This window comes from Deinococcus radiodurans R1 = ATCC 13939 = DSM 20539 (assembly GCF_000008565.1).
GTDB lineage: Bacteria > Deinococcota > Deinococci > Deinococcales > Deinococcaceae > Deinococcus > Deinococcus radiodurans.
The window spans coordinates 1,491,847-1,506,928 of the sequence record NC_001263.1 but is presented as its reverse complement, the minus strand read 5'-3'; the positions used below and the strand labels follow the sequence as shown (position 1 = coordinate 1,506,928).

15 protein-coding genes are annotated in these 15,082 nt (G+C 67.3%); 10 read left to right on the top strand and 5 right to left on the bottom strand.

Annotated elements, in window-relative coordinates; all coding sequences use genetic code 11:
- Window positions 1-2: 2 nt before the first annotated feature.
- From DR_RS07635 to DR_RS17140, 4 genes are all read right to left on the bottom strand, one after another.
- A complete protein-coding gene (locus tag DR_RS07635) occupies window positions 3-1,340 on the bottom strand; it encodes a S41 family peptidase (protein WP_010888130.1) in 1,338 nt (445 codons plus the stop codon).
- 140 nt (window positions 1,341-1,480) lie between these two features.
- Window positions 1,481-2,125, bottom strand: a complete 645-nt coding sequence (locus tag DR_RS07630; protein WP_162177760.1) for a hypothetical protein — start codon at window positions 2,123-2,125, stop codon at window positions 1,481-1,483.
- Window positions 2,126-2,157: 32 nt separating this feature from the next.
- Window positions 2,158-2,532: a hypothetical protein gene (locus DR_RS17145; protein ID WP_338107123.1), complete on the bottom strand. Its 375-nt coding sequence runs from the start codon at window positions 2,530-2,532 to the stop codon at window positions 2,158-2,160.
- 71 nt (window positions 2,533-2,603) lie between these two features.
- The gene (locus tag DR_RS17140) at window positions 2,604-3,200 is read right to left on the bottom strand and encodes an alcohol dehydrogenase catalytic domain-containing protein (protein ID WP_338107122.1); all 597 of its coding nucleotides are present in this window, start codon (window positions 3,198-3,200) and stop codon (window positions 2,604-2,606) included.
- Between the two features lie 132 nt (window positions 3,201-3,332).
- Between DR_RS17140 and DR_RS07620 the strand changes: the two genes are divergently transcribed.
- The 5 genes from DR_RS07620 (at window position 3,333) to DR_RS07600 (ending at window position 8,521) form a co-directional block, all read left to right on the top strand.
- Window positions 3,333-4,490 carry an LCP family protein gene (locus DR_RS07620; RefSeq protein WP_027480225.1) on the top strand — a complete coding sequence of 386 codons (1,158 nt, stop codon included), beginning with the start codon at window positions 3,333-3,335 and terminating at the stop codon, window positions 4,488-4,490.
- A 115-nt stretch (window positions 4,491-4,605) separates the two neighbouring features.
- Window positions 4,606-6,699 carry a 3-hydroxyacyl-CoA dehydrogenase NAD-binding domain-containing protein gene (locus DR_RS07615; RefSeq protein WP_027480226.1) on the top strand — a complete coding sequence of 698 codons (2,094 nt, stop codon included), beginning with the start codon at window positions 4,606-4,608 and terminating at the stop codon, window positions 6,697-6,699.
- Between the two features lie 3 nt (window positions 6,700-6,702).
- Complete coding sequence (locus DR_RS07610; RefSeq protein ID WP_227085932.1) at window positions 6,703-6,963, top strand: hypothetical protein; 261 nt, start codon at window positions 6,703-6,705, stop codon at window positions 6,961-6,963.
- A gap of 94 nt (window positions 6,964-7,057) precedes the next feature.
- Window positions 7,058-7,993, top strand: coding sequence for an alpha/beta hydrolase (locus tag DR_RS07605; RefSeq protein WP_164927971.1), 936 nt, complete (start codon window positions 7,058-7,060; stop codon window positions 7,991-7,993).
- A 36-nt stretch (window positions 7,994-8,029) separates the two neighbouring features.
- On the top strand, window positions 8,030-8,521 hold the full coding sequence (locus DR_RS07600; protein WP_010888123.1) for a hypothetical protein: 492 nt from the start codon (window positions 8,030-8,032) through the stop codon (window positions 8,519-8,521).
- A gap of 196 nt (window positions 8,522-8,717) precedes the next feature.
- On the opposite strand, the gene DR_RS07595 is transcribed toward DR_RS07600, so the two are convergent.
- Window positions 8,718-9,668, bottom strand: a complete 951-nt coding sequence (locus tag DR_RS07595; protein WP_010888122.1) for a hypothetical protein — start codon at window positions 9,666-9,668, stop codon at window positions 8,718-8,720.
- Window positions 9,669-10,101: 433 nt separating this feature from the next.
- On the opposite strand from DR_RS07595, the gene DR_RS07590 reads away from it, so the two are divergent.
- The 5 genes from DR_RS07590 (at window position 10,102) to DR_RS07570 (ending at window position 15,039) form a co-directional block, all read left to right on the top strand.
- On the top strand, window positions 10,102-11,664 hold the full coding sequence (locus DR_RS07590; protein ID WP_027480228.1) for a 2-isopropylmalate synthase: 1,563 nt from the start codon (window positions 10,102-10,104) through the stop codon (window positions 11,662-11,664).
- A gap of 256 nt (window positions 11,665-11,920) precedes the next feature.
- Window positions 11,921-12,664 (top strand): chlorite dismutase family protein, encoded by a 744-nt coding sequence (locus DR_RS07585; protein ID WP_034350767.1) that lies wholly within the window; start codon window positions 11,921-11,923, stop codon window positions 12,662-12,664.
- Between the two features lie 138 nt (window positions 12,665-12,802).
- Window positions 12,803-14,362 carry an alginate biosynthesis protein AlgP gene (locus DR_RS07580; RefSeq protein ID WP_187767765.1) on the top strand — a complete coding sequence of 520 codons (1,560 nt, stop codon included), beginning with the start codon at window positions 12,803-12,805 and terminating at the stop codon, window positions 14,360-14,362.
- 119 nt (window positions 14,363-14,481) lie between these two features.
- Window positions 14,482-14,706 (top strand): hypothetical protein, encoded by a 225-nt coding sequence (locus tag DR_RS07575; RefSeq protein WP_010888118.1) that lies wholly within the window; start codon window positions 14,482-14,484, stop codon window positions 14,704-14,706.
- Window positions 14,707-15,039: a DUF503 domain-containing protein gene (locus DR_RS07570; protein WP_010888117.1), complete on the top strand. Its 333-nt coding sequence runs from the start codon at window positions 14,707-14,709 to the stop codon at window positions 15,037-15,039. It begins immediately after the preceding gene.
- Window positions 15,040-15,082 lie beyond the last annotated feature (43 nt).

The following is a 15,082-nucleotide window of genomic DNA, read 5'->3' as shown; positions in this document are numbered from 1 at the left end:
CGTCAAGGCGAGGTCGTCAGCGTCGGCGGCGACGTGACCGCTTCCCCCAGGACGATCAACGCCGCTTCCAGCCCGGTGTCGCGCCCCTGGGTCGTCAGCAGGTCAATGTCGAGGGGCGCGGGCACGTCGGGGGTGAGGCGGGCGGGCAGAGCCACGTCGCCGCTGGCGTAGCCGCGAAAGACTGTGACGGCGATGAGGCCTCCGTCGGGCAGATTCCGCAGCAGCACGCCGCTGTTGGCGACACCTTTGGTCGCTTCACCCACCAGCCGGGCGCCGCCTTTCTGGGCGTAGTAGGCGAAGACCTCGGCGCACGACGCAGTGTCGGGGCCGATGAGGACGGCGGCGGGACCGTTCCATACCCGGCGCGAGGGGCTGGCGAACACGGTGTCGAGGTAGGCGCCCTCGCGCCCGTCGAGCCCGCTGTAGGAAAATCCCCCGACCGCGTAGCTCGCGTTGTAGACCACCGGCCCGAAGATGCTGGCGGCGGCGACGCACTGCTGGAGGTTGCCGCCGCCGTTGAAGCGCAGGTCCACGATCAGGCTGCGGACCCCGGCGGCCTGAAGCTGCCGCACCTGCGCCAGAAACGCGGCGGCAGTATCGGTCGAGAGAAAACTCGGCAGGTCGATGACCGCGACTCGGCCCTCGGCTCCGGCCCAGACGGGTGCCGGGCGGTCGCTGGCGGGCATGGGCAAACCGATCACTTTCACCGTCTGCTCGCTTTCCCCAGCGCGGCGCAGGGTGAGGTCAATCGCCTGTCCGGTGCGTTCCAGTCGGGCGAAGTCGTTGGGGCCGAAGTCACCAGCGGGAGCGACCTGCCCGGTCGGAATCGGGCCTCCCACCGGCTGACCGTTCACCTGGGTAATCAGGTCGAAGCGGCGCACGCCGAGCAGGTCGGCGGGGCTGCCCGCCGCGACCGAGGCGACGAGCAGCCCGCCCTGCACCCGCGCGAGGCGCAGGCCGGTGCGCGGAACGACCCGCTCCTGCTCGCTTTCGCGGTAGCGGGCGGCGCCCTCCGGGTCACGCACGTAGGTGTGGGCGTCGCCGAAGTCGGCGAGCAGTTCGCTCAGCACCGCGCGGCCCGTGTCGTAGCTGCACGCCTCGCCCTGCGGCTCACAGGCGCGGGCGAGTTGCCGGGCGTACTGCGTCTCCAGCGAGCGGAAGTTCTGGGTGGACCAGCCGTGGTAGTTGTCGCGCACCGCTTTGGTCGCCGCCGCGTAGAGGTCGCTCGCGGGGCTGGCCGCCGCGTTCGTCGCTGCGAGCGTCGCCCCGGTCAGCAGTGTTGCCCCCAGCCGTCGCCAGCGAGAGACGCGGGCGGGTGGTCGGTGGAGAGGCAGGCACATGAGGGTCAGGCTAGCGTGCCGGGGGCGGCCTTGCCTTCAGCCTTTTGGCGGAGAAAGGGGGGAGATGGCAGGGGCAGACAGCAAAAAATCTCCCCCGCACTGAGCAGGAGAGAAGCTGGAACAAAAGAGAAGCCAGAGGCTTACAGTTCGTCGAGGGTGCGCCAGGTTGTGGGCTCCTTGGTGCCGTTTTCGACCTTGGCGTTCACACCGAACAGGCTGCCCGTGCCGCTGACCTTCAGGACGTTCCAGCCCGCCTGGGTGGTGACGTTGACGGTGGCGGGGATAGCGATGCCGATGCCGACCAGTTTCTGGCAATCCACAGTGCCGCTCAAAGTGGTCGCCTGATCGGTGTAAATCCAAGCGCGGCCCTCGAAGGACTTGCTGGCCATGCCGTTCGTCACCTGCCCGGCGAGGGCTTTGCCTACCTTGTTGCCCCGGGTGAGGTCCAGCGTCACCACGCCGTAGCCCTTAGCGCCCGGCGCACTCGATTGCAGAGTGCCGGTGCAGCCGATGCTGCCCAGGACTTCGGTGGCCGTCATCAAGCGGCTGCTGAACTTCGCGGGAGCAGGCAGGGGGAGGGTAAAGCTGCCGTCGGCGGCCACCGGAGCTTCGGAGAGCTGGCCCAGGGCGTCATCTTTCAGAATGACTTTACCGGTGCCGGAACCGCTGACCACCGTGCCGGTGATGCTGTCGGTCTGCTCGGCAGTGGCGGGGGGCGTGGGGGCCGAGCTGCAAGACGCCAGGGCCAGGGTCAGCGCGAGGGAAGGGAGCAGCAGATTTTTCATCCACTTCAGCATAAACGCTCCCCGTCACAGCTTCATGACCGCTCTCTGACGGCCTCCTCTGGTGCAGCGCCTTCCAGTGCCACGTCAATCACCGTGCGTCCCCGCACCTGCCCGGCCAGAATCTGCGCGGCGAGTTCAGGCACGTCGCTCAGCGGGCGGCGCTGCGTCACGTCGGCGAGCGCGGAGGCGGGCAGGTCACGCGCCAGCCGGTCCCAGGCGGCGCGGCGGCGCGGGGCGGGGCAGGTGTTGGAGTCGATGCCGGCGAGCGTCACCCCGCGCAGGATGAAGGGAAAGACGGTGGTGGGCAGGTCGGTTCCGCCCGCGTTGCCACAGGCGGCGACCACGCCATGGGTGCGGGTGGCGGCAATCGCGGCGGCGAGGGTGCCGCTGCCCACCGTGTCCACCACGCCCGCCCAGCGTTCCTTGTCCAGCGGGCGACTCGGCGTGAGTTCGTCGCGTCCGATGATGTTCGCCGCCCCTAGACCGCGCAGGTAGTCGCTTTCTGCGGGCGGCCCGTGCTGGCGGTCACGCTGAAGCCCGCTTCGGCGAGCAGCCGCACCGCCGTGCTGCCCACGCCGCCCGCCGCGCCGGTCACCAGCACTTCGCCGTCAGTGGGGGAGACGCCGCCGTCTTCCAGCGCCATCACCGCGAGCATGGCCGTGAACCCGGCGGTGCCCACACTCATCGCCCACACCGCGTCGGTCCCGGCAGGCAGCGGCACCAGCGAGGCGGCGGGCACGCGGGCGAACTCGCTGTAGCCGCCGTCCACCTTTTCCCCGATGCCCCAGCCGGTCAGAATCACACCGTCGCCGGGCTGGTACTCGCCGCTCTCCGACGAAATCACCTCGCCCGCCAGGTCAATGCCGGGAATAATCGGGTAACGCCGCAGCACACCGGGGCGGCCCATCACCGCGAGGCCGTCTTTGTAGTTGAGCGAACTGCACTGCACGCGCACCAGCGTGTCGCCCGCGCCGAGGTCATCTAAGGTGAGCTGCTGAAACTCGGGGCGGATGCCGGCGTCGTCTTTGACCATCCGCAGGGCGCGGAAGGTGGCGGGGACGGTGGGGGTGGACATGGGAAACCTCCTGGAAAGTGTCACTCTTGAAATAGCGTTGTGAAATGCGGGTGCCTCTCAAGCTAGCGCCCGCCGCGCGTCTCCTCCTAAAGTTGGTTGGCTCCTCACGCGCCGGGGGCTATGCTGGCCCGTGTGCGCCGCGTTCTCGCCCTGATTCTGATTGTGCTCGCCGGTCTGGTGGCCCTGCTCTCGCCCGCGTTCCCGGCCCTCTCGCACTACGGCACCCTGCCCCGGCACGGCGACAAGCCGCTGAACGTGCTGCTGGCGGGCGTGGACGTGAACTACGACGAGCAGGCCCCCGTCTGGCCTTATCCCGCCCAGCCCGAGGACTACAGCGGGCGCACCGACACCATCGTGCTCACGCAGGTGCGGCCCGACGGCACGGTGAAGCTGCTGAGTATTCCCCGCGACAGCTGGGTGCCGATTGCCGGCTGGTCGGGCGGCTGGGGCAAAATCAACAGCGCCAACGTGCACGGCGGCCCCGACATGCTGCTGAACACCGTGCAGGCGCTGACCGGCGTGCATCCCGACGGCTACGCGCTGCTGAGCCTCAATGCCCTGCGCGCCGTGACCGAGGCGGTGGGCGGCGTAACGATTGACGTGCCGCAGCGCATGAAATACGACGACAACGCCGGGCACCTGCACATCGACCTGCAACCGGGCCGCCAGCGGCTCAGCGGCGAGCAGGCCGAGGGCTTCCTGCGCTTTCGCAAGGACAACATGGGCGATATCGGGCGGGTGGGGCGGCAGCAGCAGTTCCTGACCGCGCTGATTGCCGAGATTCGTCGCCCCGCCAACGTCTGGAAACTGCCGAAGGTCATCGCCGCTCTGGACGCCAACGCCAAGACCAACCTGACCCGCGCCCAGATTGCCGAACTGCTCGGCGCGGCGCAGCGCGGGCCGCAGGTGAGCACCTTCACCGTGCCCGGCAACTTCGGCATGGTGGGCGCGGCTTCGGTGTGGAATGTGGACACGCCCCGGCTCGACGCGCTGCTCGCCGAGCAGTTCCGCGACCCGGGCGACCCCCACGGCTTGCGCGTGCTGGTGCTCAACGCCGACGCCCCCGACGGCAGCGCCCGGCGCCTGAAGGCCAAACTCGAAGCGCTCGGTTACCACAACGTCAGCACCGCCAACGAGCAAAAGCCCTGGCCGGTAACCACCGTGTCCGGCCCGGCGACGCCCGCCGCCGCGTTGCTGCGCGACCTCGGCTACGGGCAGCTCGACAACGCGCCGAGCCTGCCCGGCAGCGAACTCACCATTCGTCTGGGCCGCGACACGCCCGCGCAGTGAGGCCGGGGCGCGGGGGTCAAGAAATGAACGTGCACGTTCAATCTGTACGTCCACGTTGACCTCCCGCGCCGGACGTGGGAGCATGGGCCGACACCACAAACAGGAGGCTCTCCCCATGACCCAAGACACCCCGAACCGTGTGGACCAGTCGCGTGACGGCGACGTTTTCATTCTCACCATCAACAACCCCCCCGTGAACGCCTTCGGCCCCGGCGTGCCCGAGGGCCTCAAGGCCGGGCTCGACGCCGCCGCTGCCGACGACAGTGTCAAGGCCGTGGTCATCATCGGCGGCGGGCGCACCTTCGTGGCGGGCGCCGACATCAAGGGCTTCGGCCTTCCGCGCGAGCAGGCCCCTGATCTGCGCGGCACCGTCGCCAAGCTCGACGCCTTCGAGAAGCCCACCGTCGCGGCTATTCACGGCACCGCGCTCGGCGGCGGCCTCGAACTCGCGCTCGGCTGCACCTACCGTGTGGCGGTAAAAGACGCGCAGCTCGGCCTCCCCGAAGTCAAGCTCGGCGTGCTTCCCGGTGCGGGCGGCACCCAGCGCTTGCCGCGTGTGGTCGGCGCCCAGAAAGCGCTGGAAATGATGCTCTCGGGCAACCCCATCAAGGCGCCCGCCGCCAAGGAGCTCGGGCTGGTGGACGAAATCGTGGACGGTGACCTGCTCGCCGGAGCGGTGGCCTTTGCCCGCGCCCACGCCGACGCCCGCCCACTGCCCCGCGTCAGCGAGCGCTCGGTGGAAGGCGGCAGCCCCGAAGTCTTTGCCGCTGCCCGCGAAGGCCTGAAAAAGACCCACCGCGGCCAGCATTCGCCCTCGCACATCGTGGACCTCGCGGAAATGGCCGCGACCAAGCCCTTTCAGGAAGGCTGGGACGCCGAGGCCGACCGCTTCGTGGATTCGCTCAACAGCCCGCAGTCGCGTGGCCTGCGCCACATCTTCTTCGCCGAGCGTGAAGCAGGCAAGATTCGCGGCCTGAGCAAGGACACGCCCACCACCGACATCAAGTCGGCGGGCATCATCGGCGCCGGCACCATGGGCGGCGGCATCGCCATGAACTTCCTCAACGTCGGTATTCCCGTCACCATCGTGGAAACCAGCCAGGAAGCGCTCGACCGCGGCCTCGGCGTCATCCGCAAGAACTACGAGAACACGGCGAAAAAGGGCCGCATGACCCAGGACGACGTGGAAAAGCGCATGGGCCTGCTGACCCCCACGCTCAAGATGGAAGACCTCGCGGGCGCCGACATCATCATCGAGGCTGTCTTCGAGAACATGGACGTGAAGAAGGACATCTTCACCCGGCTCGACAAGATCGCCAAGCCCGGCGCGATTCTGGCGAGCAACACCAGCACGCTCGACGTCAACGAGATCGCCAGCGTGACGGGCCGCCCCGAACAGGTCATCGGCCTGCACTTTTTCAGCCCCGCCAACGTGATGAAACTGCTCGAAATCGTCCGCGCGGACAAGACCAGCGACAGCGTGCTGGCGACCAGCCTCGCGCTCGCCAAGCGCATCAAGAAAGTCGGTGTGGTCGTCGGCGTCTGTGACGGTTTCGTCGGTAACCGCATGGTGCACCGCTACGGTGACGAAGCCCGCAAGATCGTGGAAGAAGGCGCGCGCCCCGAGGACGTGGACGCCGCCATGAACGCCCTCGGCCTGCCGATGGGCCCCTTCCAGATGAGCGACATGGCCGGACTCGACATCGGCTACTCCATCCGCCAGCACCAGGCCAAGGTGCGCGGCGAGCCCGAGCCCGACGGCTGGCTCGACCGCATCGTCAAGACCGGGCGCAAGGGCCAGAAGACGCAGGGCGGCATCTACGACTACGGCGAGGACCGCAAGCCCAAGCCCAACGCCGACGTGCAAAAGCTCATCGAGGACTACCGCGCCGAGCAGGGCACGCAGTCGCGCGAAATCAGCCAGGAAGAAATCACCAAGCGTCTCGCCTACTCGCTCGTCAACGAGGGCGCCAAGATTCTGGAAGAGGGCATCGCTCAGCGGGCGAGCGACATTGACGTCATCTACATCTACGGCTACGGCTTCCCCGCCTACCGTGGCGGCCCGATGCAGTACGCCAGCGAGCAGGGCCTGAAGAACGTCGCCGCCGACCTCGAAAAATACGGCCAGACGCCCGCGCCGGTGCTGAAGCAGCTCGCCGACGAAGGCAAGACCTTCAGCGACTACGACCGCGAGCACGCTGGGGCGTAAGGAATGATGCCGGAGGGAACGGTCACGCGCGAGGAGGCCATCTGGCAGTTTTGCGGCTTCCATCGGCATTTGCTTAAGCGCTCGGCGCAGTGCGGGTGTTTTTATTGCCTGCGGCTGTTCTCTCCGTCAGAGATTGAGGCCTGGACTGACCATGAGCAGACCGCGCTCTGCCCGCACTGCTGCATAGACGCCGTGTTGCCCGATGTGCCCCTCTACGTGCTGGACGCCGAACTGCTGCGCGCGATGCATGAAGCGTTTTTCTAGCCCCGCCCACCCGTGAGTTGAACCCCAAGGCCTGATCTCAGGTGGCCCCTCGCCGCCAGTGGTCAGGCCCGACTTTTTTCTTCTAGGAGAACCCATGCCCGTAGACCCCAACCTGTACCAACTTCTGCTGCAACTCTCGCAGGCGCCTGAACCCGCCGGACTGGAAGAACTGCGGGCGGGCGTGATCGCCAACGCGGCGCGCAGCCCCAAACGTCCGGTGACTATTGGCGAAGTCCGTGACCTGAGCGTGGCGGGCGCGGAGGGCTCCCTGCCCGCCCGCCTGTACCACCCCGCCGGGCAGGCCCCCGCGTCCGGCTGGCCGCTGACGGTGTTCTTCCACGGTGGCGGCTTCGTGGTCTACGACCTCGACACCCACGACGCGCTGTGCCGCGAGCTGTGCGCGACGTCGGGCGCGGCGGTGCTGAGCGTGGCCTACCGCCTCGCGCCCGAAGCCCGCTTTCCCGCGCCGGTAGACGACGCCCTGGCGAGTGTGGTCTGGGCCGCCGCGCACGCCGCCGAACTCGGCGCAGACGCGGGGCGACTCGCGGTGGCGGGCGACAGCGCGGGGGCCAACCTCGCCACCGTCACGGCGCTGCGGTCGCGTGACGAGGGCGGCCCGGCTTTGCGGGCGCAGCTTCTCATTTACCCCGCCGCCGATTTCGAGCACCCCGAACGCTACCCCAGCCGCCAGGAAAACGGACGCGGCTATTTCCTCACTGACGAGCGGATGCGCTTTTTCGGACAGATGTACCTTGCTCGCCCGGAAGACGCCGCGCATCCCCACGCCTCGCCGCTCAACGCTGAGAGTCTCGCGGGGTTGCCGCCGGCCCTGGTCCTGACCGCCGAATTCGACCCCYTGCGCGATGAAGGCGCCTTACGCCGAAGCTCTCAAGGCCGCTGGCGTAACGCCGAGTACCGCCCCGGCCCCGGCATGATTCACGGTTACGCCAACATGACCGCGTTTTCGCCCGTCGCCGCACAACTGATTGACGAGGCGGGCGTATGGCTCGGCGAGCAACTGCGCGGCTGATCGTGAGATGGGAGCTGTGCCGATCAGCCTGTCTTCATGAGGCTCATCTACCTTCAGGGCATGTCACCGTTTGCCCGCCGCGCCGCGCTTTTGCTCACGTTGCCTGTGCTCACCGGCTGCACCCTCGGGGCCAAGATCACCCCGCTCACGGCGCTAGAAAAGCAGGTTAACGGCCTGTATGAAGGCGTCGGCAGCGGGCCGACCGGGCGCGTGCCCTACCGGCTGGTGCTGACGGTGCAGCCGCGCGGGCAGCAGGTCAGCGGCGTGCTCACCAACCTCGAAAGCCGCAAGGCCTACGCCCTGAGCGGCAGCTATCAGGCGGCGGGTGATGCGCTGACCCTCGACACCGCCCTCTTCGAGAAAGGCGAGCAGCACCGGGGCAACCTGCGCGGCGAGCTGAAAGACGGTGAACTGAACGGTCAGTTGCGCACTGTCGTGTTCGGCAAGGAGTTGCTGAGCTATTCGCTGCGGCTGCAGCGGGTGACGGACGCTGCCGCTGAGCCGAACGAGGGCACGACCCGTCCCTGATACGGGTTCAAATTGAGTCCCGGACATGTCCAGGCGCAATTTTGCGCGGAGCGCATGGAAAAAATACGGTTTTAAGGAGATGGACGGGCATCCGGCGCCTTTCCGGATGTTCGGGAATCGGATTAAAACCGTATGAGCCGACAGCAAAAAGCCGCCGCCCCACATCATTGTGGGGCGGCGTGCCTGGTTTCCGGGTTTAGCGGCGGGTCGTGGTGGTATTGACGGTGGTCACCACGCCGCGGCGGGTGGTTGCGGCGCTGCGCGCACCCATCACGGTGGCGAGCAGGGTCAGGCCGCTGGCGAGCAGCCAGCTCAGGCCGGTGTTGCGCGCGGCAATGCGGGCGTTGTCCTCGGCCACTTTGGCGGCCTGCTGGGCCTGGGTTTCGACGCGGTTGACGGTGTTGTTGATGGTGGTCTGCACTTCGCGGGCCTCGGCGTTGCTCAAGCCCTGGCGCTCCAGGCGGGTCACGAACTGCTCACCGCTCAGCGCCTTCTTGATGTAGTCGGTGCGGGCCTTGGCAAAGTCGCCGATGGTCGTCACGTCCTGGTCGCCGAGGTCGTACTGCGCCCGGCGCACGATGCCGCCCACCACGTTGCCGGTGGCACTGACCTGTTCGCGGGTCAGGTTGGGGCTGTTGTCGGCGATCAGGGCTTCAATGTCGTCCTGGCTGATGTTGCCGATGACGTTCTGCGCCTGCGGGTCCTGCGCGACGGCGGCGCCCGCAGCGGCCCCGGCGGTGGCGGTCGTGCCGAGCACGGCGCTCGCTGCGTTGGTGGCGGTGCCGAGCAAGCGGCTCGCGCTGTTCACGGCAAAGAGGGTGCTCGCCAGAATCAGCAGGCCCGCCGTGACCAGACCGGTCAGGGTGGCGTCGTCGTGCGTCATGGCGGCGATGCCGTCGCTGTTGCGGGTGGCGGGAGCACTCGCCCGTACAGCCGTCAGCCCGGCGGCGTAGGCCCCGACCAGAGCGGCGATGGCGCTCCAGATGACGGCGGCGATGCCCACGCCGCTCAGTGTGAGGCCCGTCAGCGCCGTGATCACGGTGCCCAGGGCGATAATGGTGAGGGTGGTGACGACTCCCATCACCAGACCGGCGAGGATGCCGCTCCAGGACAGGCGGCGCGACAGTTGATCGGTATTCAGGGTCATGGTGTGCTCCTTGCAGAAAAAGGGTGAAAAGAGGAAATCGGCAGGGGTACTCGCGTCCGGCAGCTTCATCAGTGGGCCGGAGGCTGAACCGGGACGCTGGTCGATGTGGGTTAGGGGCCTAGGGACGGCCCAAACTTCCAGGCTGGACGCGCCTGCCACCTGAAATCAGCTTAGGCCGCCGCCGCCGCAGGCAGCAGGCCAGTTCAGTTCACGTTCGTCTCATGGAACGAAAAGGTTGAGGCTGGGAAAGAGCGGTGAGGCAAATAGACAACCCGCCGCGCTGCCCTGGCGACCTCGCTTACAGTTGGGCCATGCCTGCATACGGCCTGCTTCTTCTTAGCCTTCCTCCGGTGGAGTGACGGCGGACGCAGCCCGTATCCCAGCCCCCGGAGGATTCAGACCTTCCGGGGGACATTTTTTGTAAGGAGTGGCCATGACCCAGACCGAGAACCAGACCGCACCCCAGCAGCACATCCGCATTTTTGACACCACCCTGCGGGACGGCGAGCAGTCGCCGGGCGTGGCCCTGAACCACGCGCAGAAGCTCGAAATCGCCCACACGCTCGCCCGCATGGGCGTGGACGTGATCGAGGCGGGCTTTCCCATCGCCTCGCCGGGTGATTTGGAAGGCGTCTCGCGCATCGCCCGCGAGGTCCGGGGGCCCGTCATCACGGCGCTGGCGCGGGCGAACCGGGCCGACATCGAAGCCGCCGCCAAGGGCGTGGAGGCCGCCGAAAAGTCGCGCATCCACACCTTCATCGCCACCAGCCCCATTCACATGCAGAAGAAACTGAATCTGGAACCCGACGCGGTCATCGAGCGGGCGGTGGAAGCGGTGCGCCTCGCCCGGCAGTACGTGGACGACGTGGAATTCAGCGCCGAGGACGCCACCCGCAGCGAGTGGGACTTCCTGAGCCGCATTTTCAAGGCGGCAGTTGAAGCGGGTGCCACCACCATCAACGTGCCCGACACGGTGGGCTATACCACGCCCGAGGAAATGCGAAAACTGTTCGCGTACCTGAAGGCCAAACTGCCCGCGCACGTCATCCTGTCGAGCCACTGTCACGACGACCTCGGCATGGCGGTCGCCAACTCCATCGCGGCGGCGGAGGGGGGCGCCCGGCAAATCGAATGCACCATCAACGGCATCGGCGAGCGGGCCGGGAATGCCAGCCTGGAAGAAATCGTGATGGCTTTCCACACCCGGCGCGACGTGTACGGCTATGAAACGGGCATCCGCACCCGCGAGCTCTACCGCGCCTCCCGCCTGGTCAGTCGCCTGAGCGGAATGCCGGTGCAGCCGAACAAGGCCATCGTGGGCGACAACGCTTTCGCGCACGAGTCGGGCATTCATCAAGACGGCGTGATCAAGGCGCGCGAAACCTACGAGATCATGAATGCCGAACTCGTGGGCCGCGAGGCCGCCGTGCTCGTCATGGGCAAGCACTCGGGCCGCGCCGCTTTCCGCAAGGCGCTGACCGACCTCGGCTACGGCGACATTCCTGACGACAAGGTGCAGCACCTGTTCGGGCGCTTCAAGGATCTCGCCGACCGCAAGGGCCAGATCTACGCCGAGGACCTCCGCGCGCTGGTGGACGCCCGCAGCGACGTGCCGCAGACCTTCAGCCTGGAAGGGTTCCAGATCACTTCGGGCATGAATATGATGCCGGTGGCCTTCGTGCGCCTGCACACGCCCGACGGTCCGGTGGACGCCACCGCGCACGGCGACGGCCCGGTGGAAGCCGCGTTTCAGGCGATCAGCAAGATCACCGGCATCAGCCCCACCCTGGAGAGCTACCGCATTCAGTCGGTCACGCGCGGCGACGACGCGCTCGGCGAAGTCAGCATTCACGTCCGACACGGCGAAACGCAGCTCAACGGCACCGGCGTCGCCACCGACATCGTGGAAGCGTCGGCGCGCGCCTGGATTCGCGTGATGAACATGATCGTGGCCGGCATGGGCAAGAACAAGGCGATCACGCAGATGACGCCCTGAAGGGTAATGGCCCAGCGGTGATGGGTGGTGGAGAGAGGCGGGGGCTGCGGCTCCTGCCTCTTTTTGTCGCTTGCTCCCACCTTCCCGACCGTTCAGACGGGGCAAAATGTCCGCCCAGTGCAGTGAAACAGTGGAGCCAATGACTCCTGAAGACCACCCCGTGACCCCCACCGCTGCCGAGTCCCCGTCCACGCCTGCTGCCCCCGTGCAACCCTCCGGCCCCGCTGTCGCCGCGCCCAAAGGCCGCCCCAAGCGGATGGTGGACCTCGACCCCAGCGGGCAGGTCACGCAAAAAGAACCCGACCGCGCCATGCGGCAGTTTCTGAGCTACGCCTTCTACAAGCTCGACCCCGCTTTTCGCCGCTTGCCCCAGGCTGAGCGCGAGGAAATCAAGGCCGAGTTTCAGGCCGCCGTCGAGGACTGGGTCAACGACGCCGAGCCGCGTCAGGGCCTCATCCTGCGCAGCTACTCGCTCGTCGGCATCCGTGACGACGTGGATTTCATGCTCTGGCGCATCGCCTTCGACGTGAACGACTTTCAGGCGGCGCAGGCCCGGCTCAACCGCACCCGCATGATGGGCTACCTGCACCAGCCCGCCACCTACCTCGCCATGCAAAAGCGCAGCCAGTACGTCAACCGCGTGCAGGGCAGCGGCCACGGCCTGGAAATCCTGCCGGGGCAAGGCAAATACCTGTTCATCTACCCCTTCATCAAGACCCGCGCGTGGTACGACCTGACCCCCCACGCCCGCCAGGGGATGATGGACGAACACATCTACGCCTCCGAGCCGTTCAAGGGCGTGCGCATCAACACCAGCTACTCCTATGGCATTGACGATCAGGAATTCGTGGTCAGCTTCGACTCCGATTACCCGCAGGAATTCGTGGACCTCGTGCACCGCCTGCGCTACACCGAGGCGAGCAACTACACCTTGCAGGACACCCCGATGTACACCTGCGTGAAAAAGGAGCTTGCGGAAGTGCTGGACGAGCTGGCCTGAGTTTCAGGAATGGGGGGCCGTCTCCGGTAAGGGGGCGGTCCTCCATGCTGTTCCGGGTCCAGACGTGTTCCCGAAGATGAATTCCGCATTACATTCTCCCCACACTCTGCCCGGCGGGTGGGGGGCACAATAGCAGTATTGACCGGCCAGGCACCCACCCGGCTGGACCGAAAGGAGTACGACATGAGCAACCAGAACACCGGTGGCGTGAGCCCCCGCAGCCTGATTCTCCTGGGGGCGTTCGCCGCCCTCGCCCTCAACCGTGATCTGCGCCGGGGTCTCATCGTGGGCACCCGCGACGCGGCCCGCAGCGCCCAGGACACCTACGAGGAGACCGTGCGCCCCGCCATCGGGCAGACCCTCGACACCCTGCGCGAGGAAGGCCCGCACTGGCTCGAGCAGGCGCAGGACCGCGCCGGCACGCTGGCGCAGATGGCCGCCGCCCGCGCCGCGCAACTGCGTGAAGACGCTGGTGACGCCGCCGAGCAGTTCCAGAAAGACCTGCAAAAGGAATACGACAAGGAGTACGCGCCCAAGATTCGTGGCCTTGTCAGTGACCTGAGCGACGCTGCCGACGAACGCCGCCGCGCCGCCGAGGACGTGGCCAAGCAGGCGCGTAAGAAAGGCAACGCTCTGGTGAGCGGCCTCCAGCAAGGCGCAGAAGACCTGCGCGACGAAGTGGACGACCGCCGTCAGGCCGTCGAAAAGGCTGCCAAGACGGCCCGCAAGAGCGGCAATGCCCTGCTCTCGGGGTTGCAGAACCGCGCCGAGGATCTGCTCGACGAAGCCGGTGACCGTGTGGACGCCACCCGCAAGGACGCCCGTCAGGCGCTGATGAGCGCCCAGAAGACGGCGGCCAAGAAAGGCAATGCCCTCCTCTCCGACGTGCAGGACCGTGCGGGCGAGTGGATTTCTTACGCCGAAGACGCACTTGAAGAAGGCCGCCGCGACGCCGACCGCCGCCTGACCCGCGCCCGCCGTCAGGCCCAGAAGGACCTGCGCCGCGCCCACCGCGACTGGGACGCCGCCAAGCTCGAACGCGCCGTGAACAAGAAACTCGCGCCGCTGCAAAAGCAGCTTGACCGCGAACTCGCTCGCCTGGAAAAAGACGCCAAGCAGCGTCAGCATGCTCTGCGCGGCGACTCGAACGATGGCGGCATCGGTGGCGGCACGCTGGCCCTGCTCGCCCTGGGTGCTGGCGCCGTGGTTCTCGCCCGCGTCCCGGCTGCTCGCAAGGCTGTCCTGAACGCGGTGGAAAGCGTCAGCCCCGACGCCGCCGAGTCGCTGCACAGCTTCAGCCACCGCGCCCGTCAGATCATCGGCACCGCCTGGATCGAATCTATCGAGGAACCCAAGGCGACCCCCGCACCCGCTGCTCCCCCCGCCGCCAAGGGCACCCAGGCCGGCACCACCGGCGCGACCTGGGGCGGTTCCCCCGCGCCTGACGCTCCGGCGGCAAAGGGCATGGAGAGCACCTCGCCCGCGCCCAAGCCCGGCGACGCGCCCCAGTCCAACGCACCTGAAGTGAAGGCCCCCAACACCGAAGCCACCACCACCGACGAGAAGCCGGTCACCAGCCCCAAGACCGACAGCTTCATCAAGGACCAGGGAACGGCAGGCCAGAGCGCGGCGGGCCAGAACACCGCAGGTCAGTCGGGCGCCCAGACCGGCAGCGTTGACCAGAACAAGAAGAACTGAGCTGTTTCTTAAGTGAGGGACCGTGCTCCTGCGAGGGGGCGCGGTCCCCCTTTGCTGTGCCTGACGACTGCACCTGACGCCCGTGCGCGATAGACTTCCGCCAGAGCGCGGCAGGCATAATGCGGACCATGACTGGAACTGCCACACGAGTGCTGCTGGGTGTCCGCGGCATGAACAAGGAAGCCGGGGTCAAAGTGGCCGCCGCGCTGCTCGCCCTGCCCGGCGTCAGCAAGGCGACCCCCGACGACGGCCAGATCGAAGTTCACTACGACCCTTCCTTCCACACGGTGATGGACCTTGTGCGCACGGTGCGGATGCAGGGGTTTCTCGCCGGGATGCTCTGAGTGGCGCTCGGCTACGTCGGGGTGCTGACCGTGCGGCTGGAAATGCCCTGGGTCAGCAATCTCAAGGAAAAACGCGCCCTGGTGCGGCCCGTCGTCGAGCGGCTCAAGGTCCGTTTTCCGCTCACGGTGGCCCGGCTCGACGGTCTGGACGCCCACGACTGGGAAGTCATCGGCGTCGCCACCATCAGCAACGATTACCAGTGGGTCGAGGAAACGCTGAAAATGGCTGCCGACTACATCGCCGCCGAGGGGCCGTACCGGGTGGCCGAGGAATCGGTGGAAATCACGGTGCTGGGCGACGGTGAGGAGCTAGACGAGGACGACGAGGAGTAGCGGCGCGTCCGGGGATTCAAGAAAAGGGGAGAGGCGCAACTGG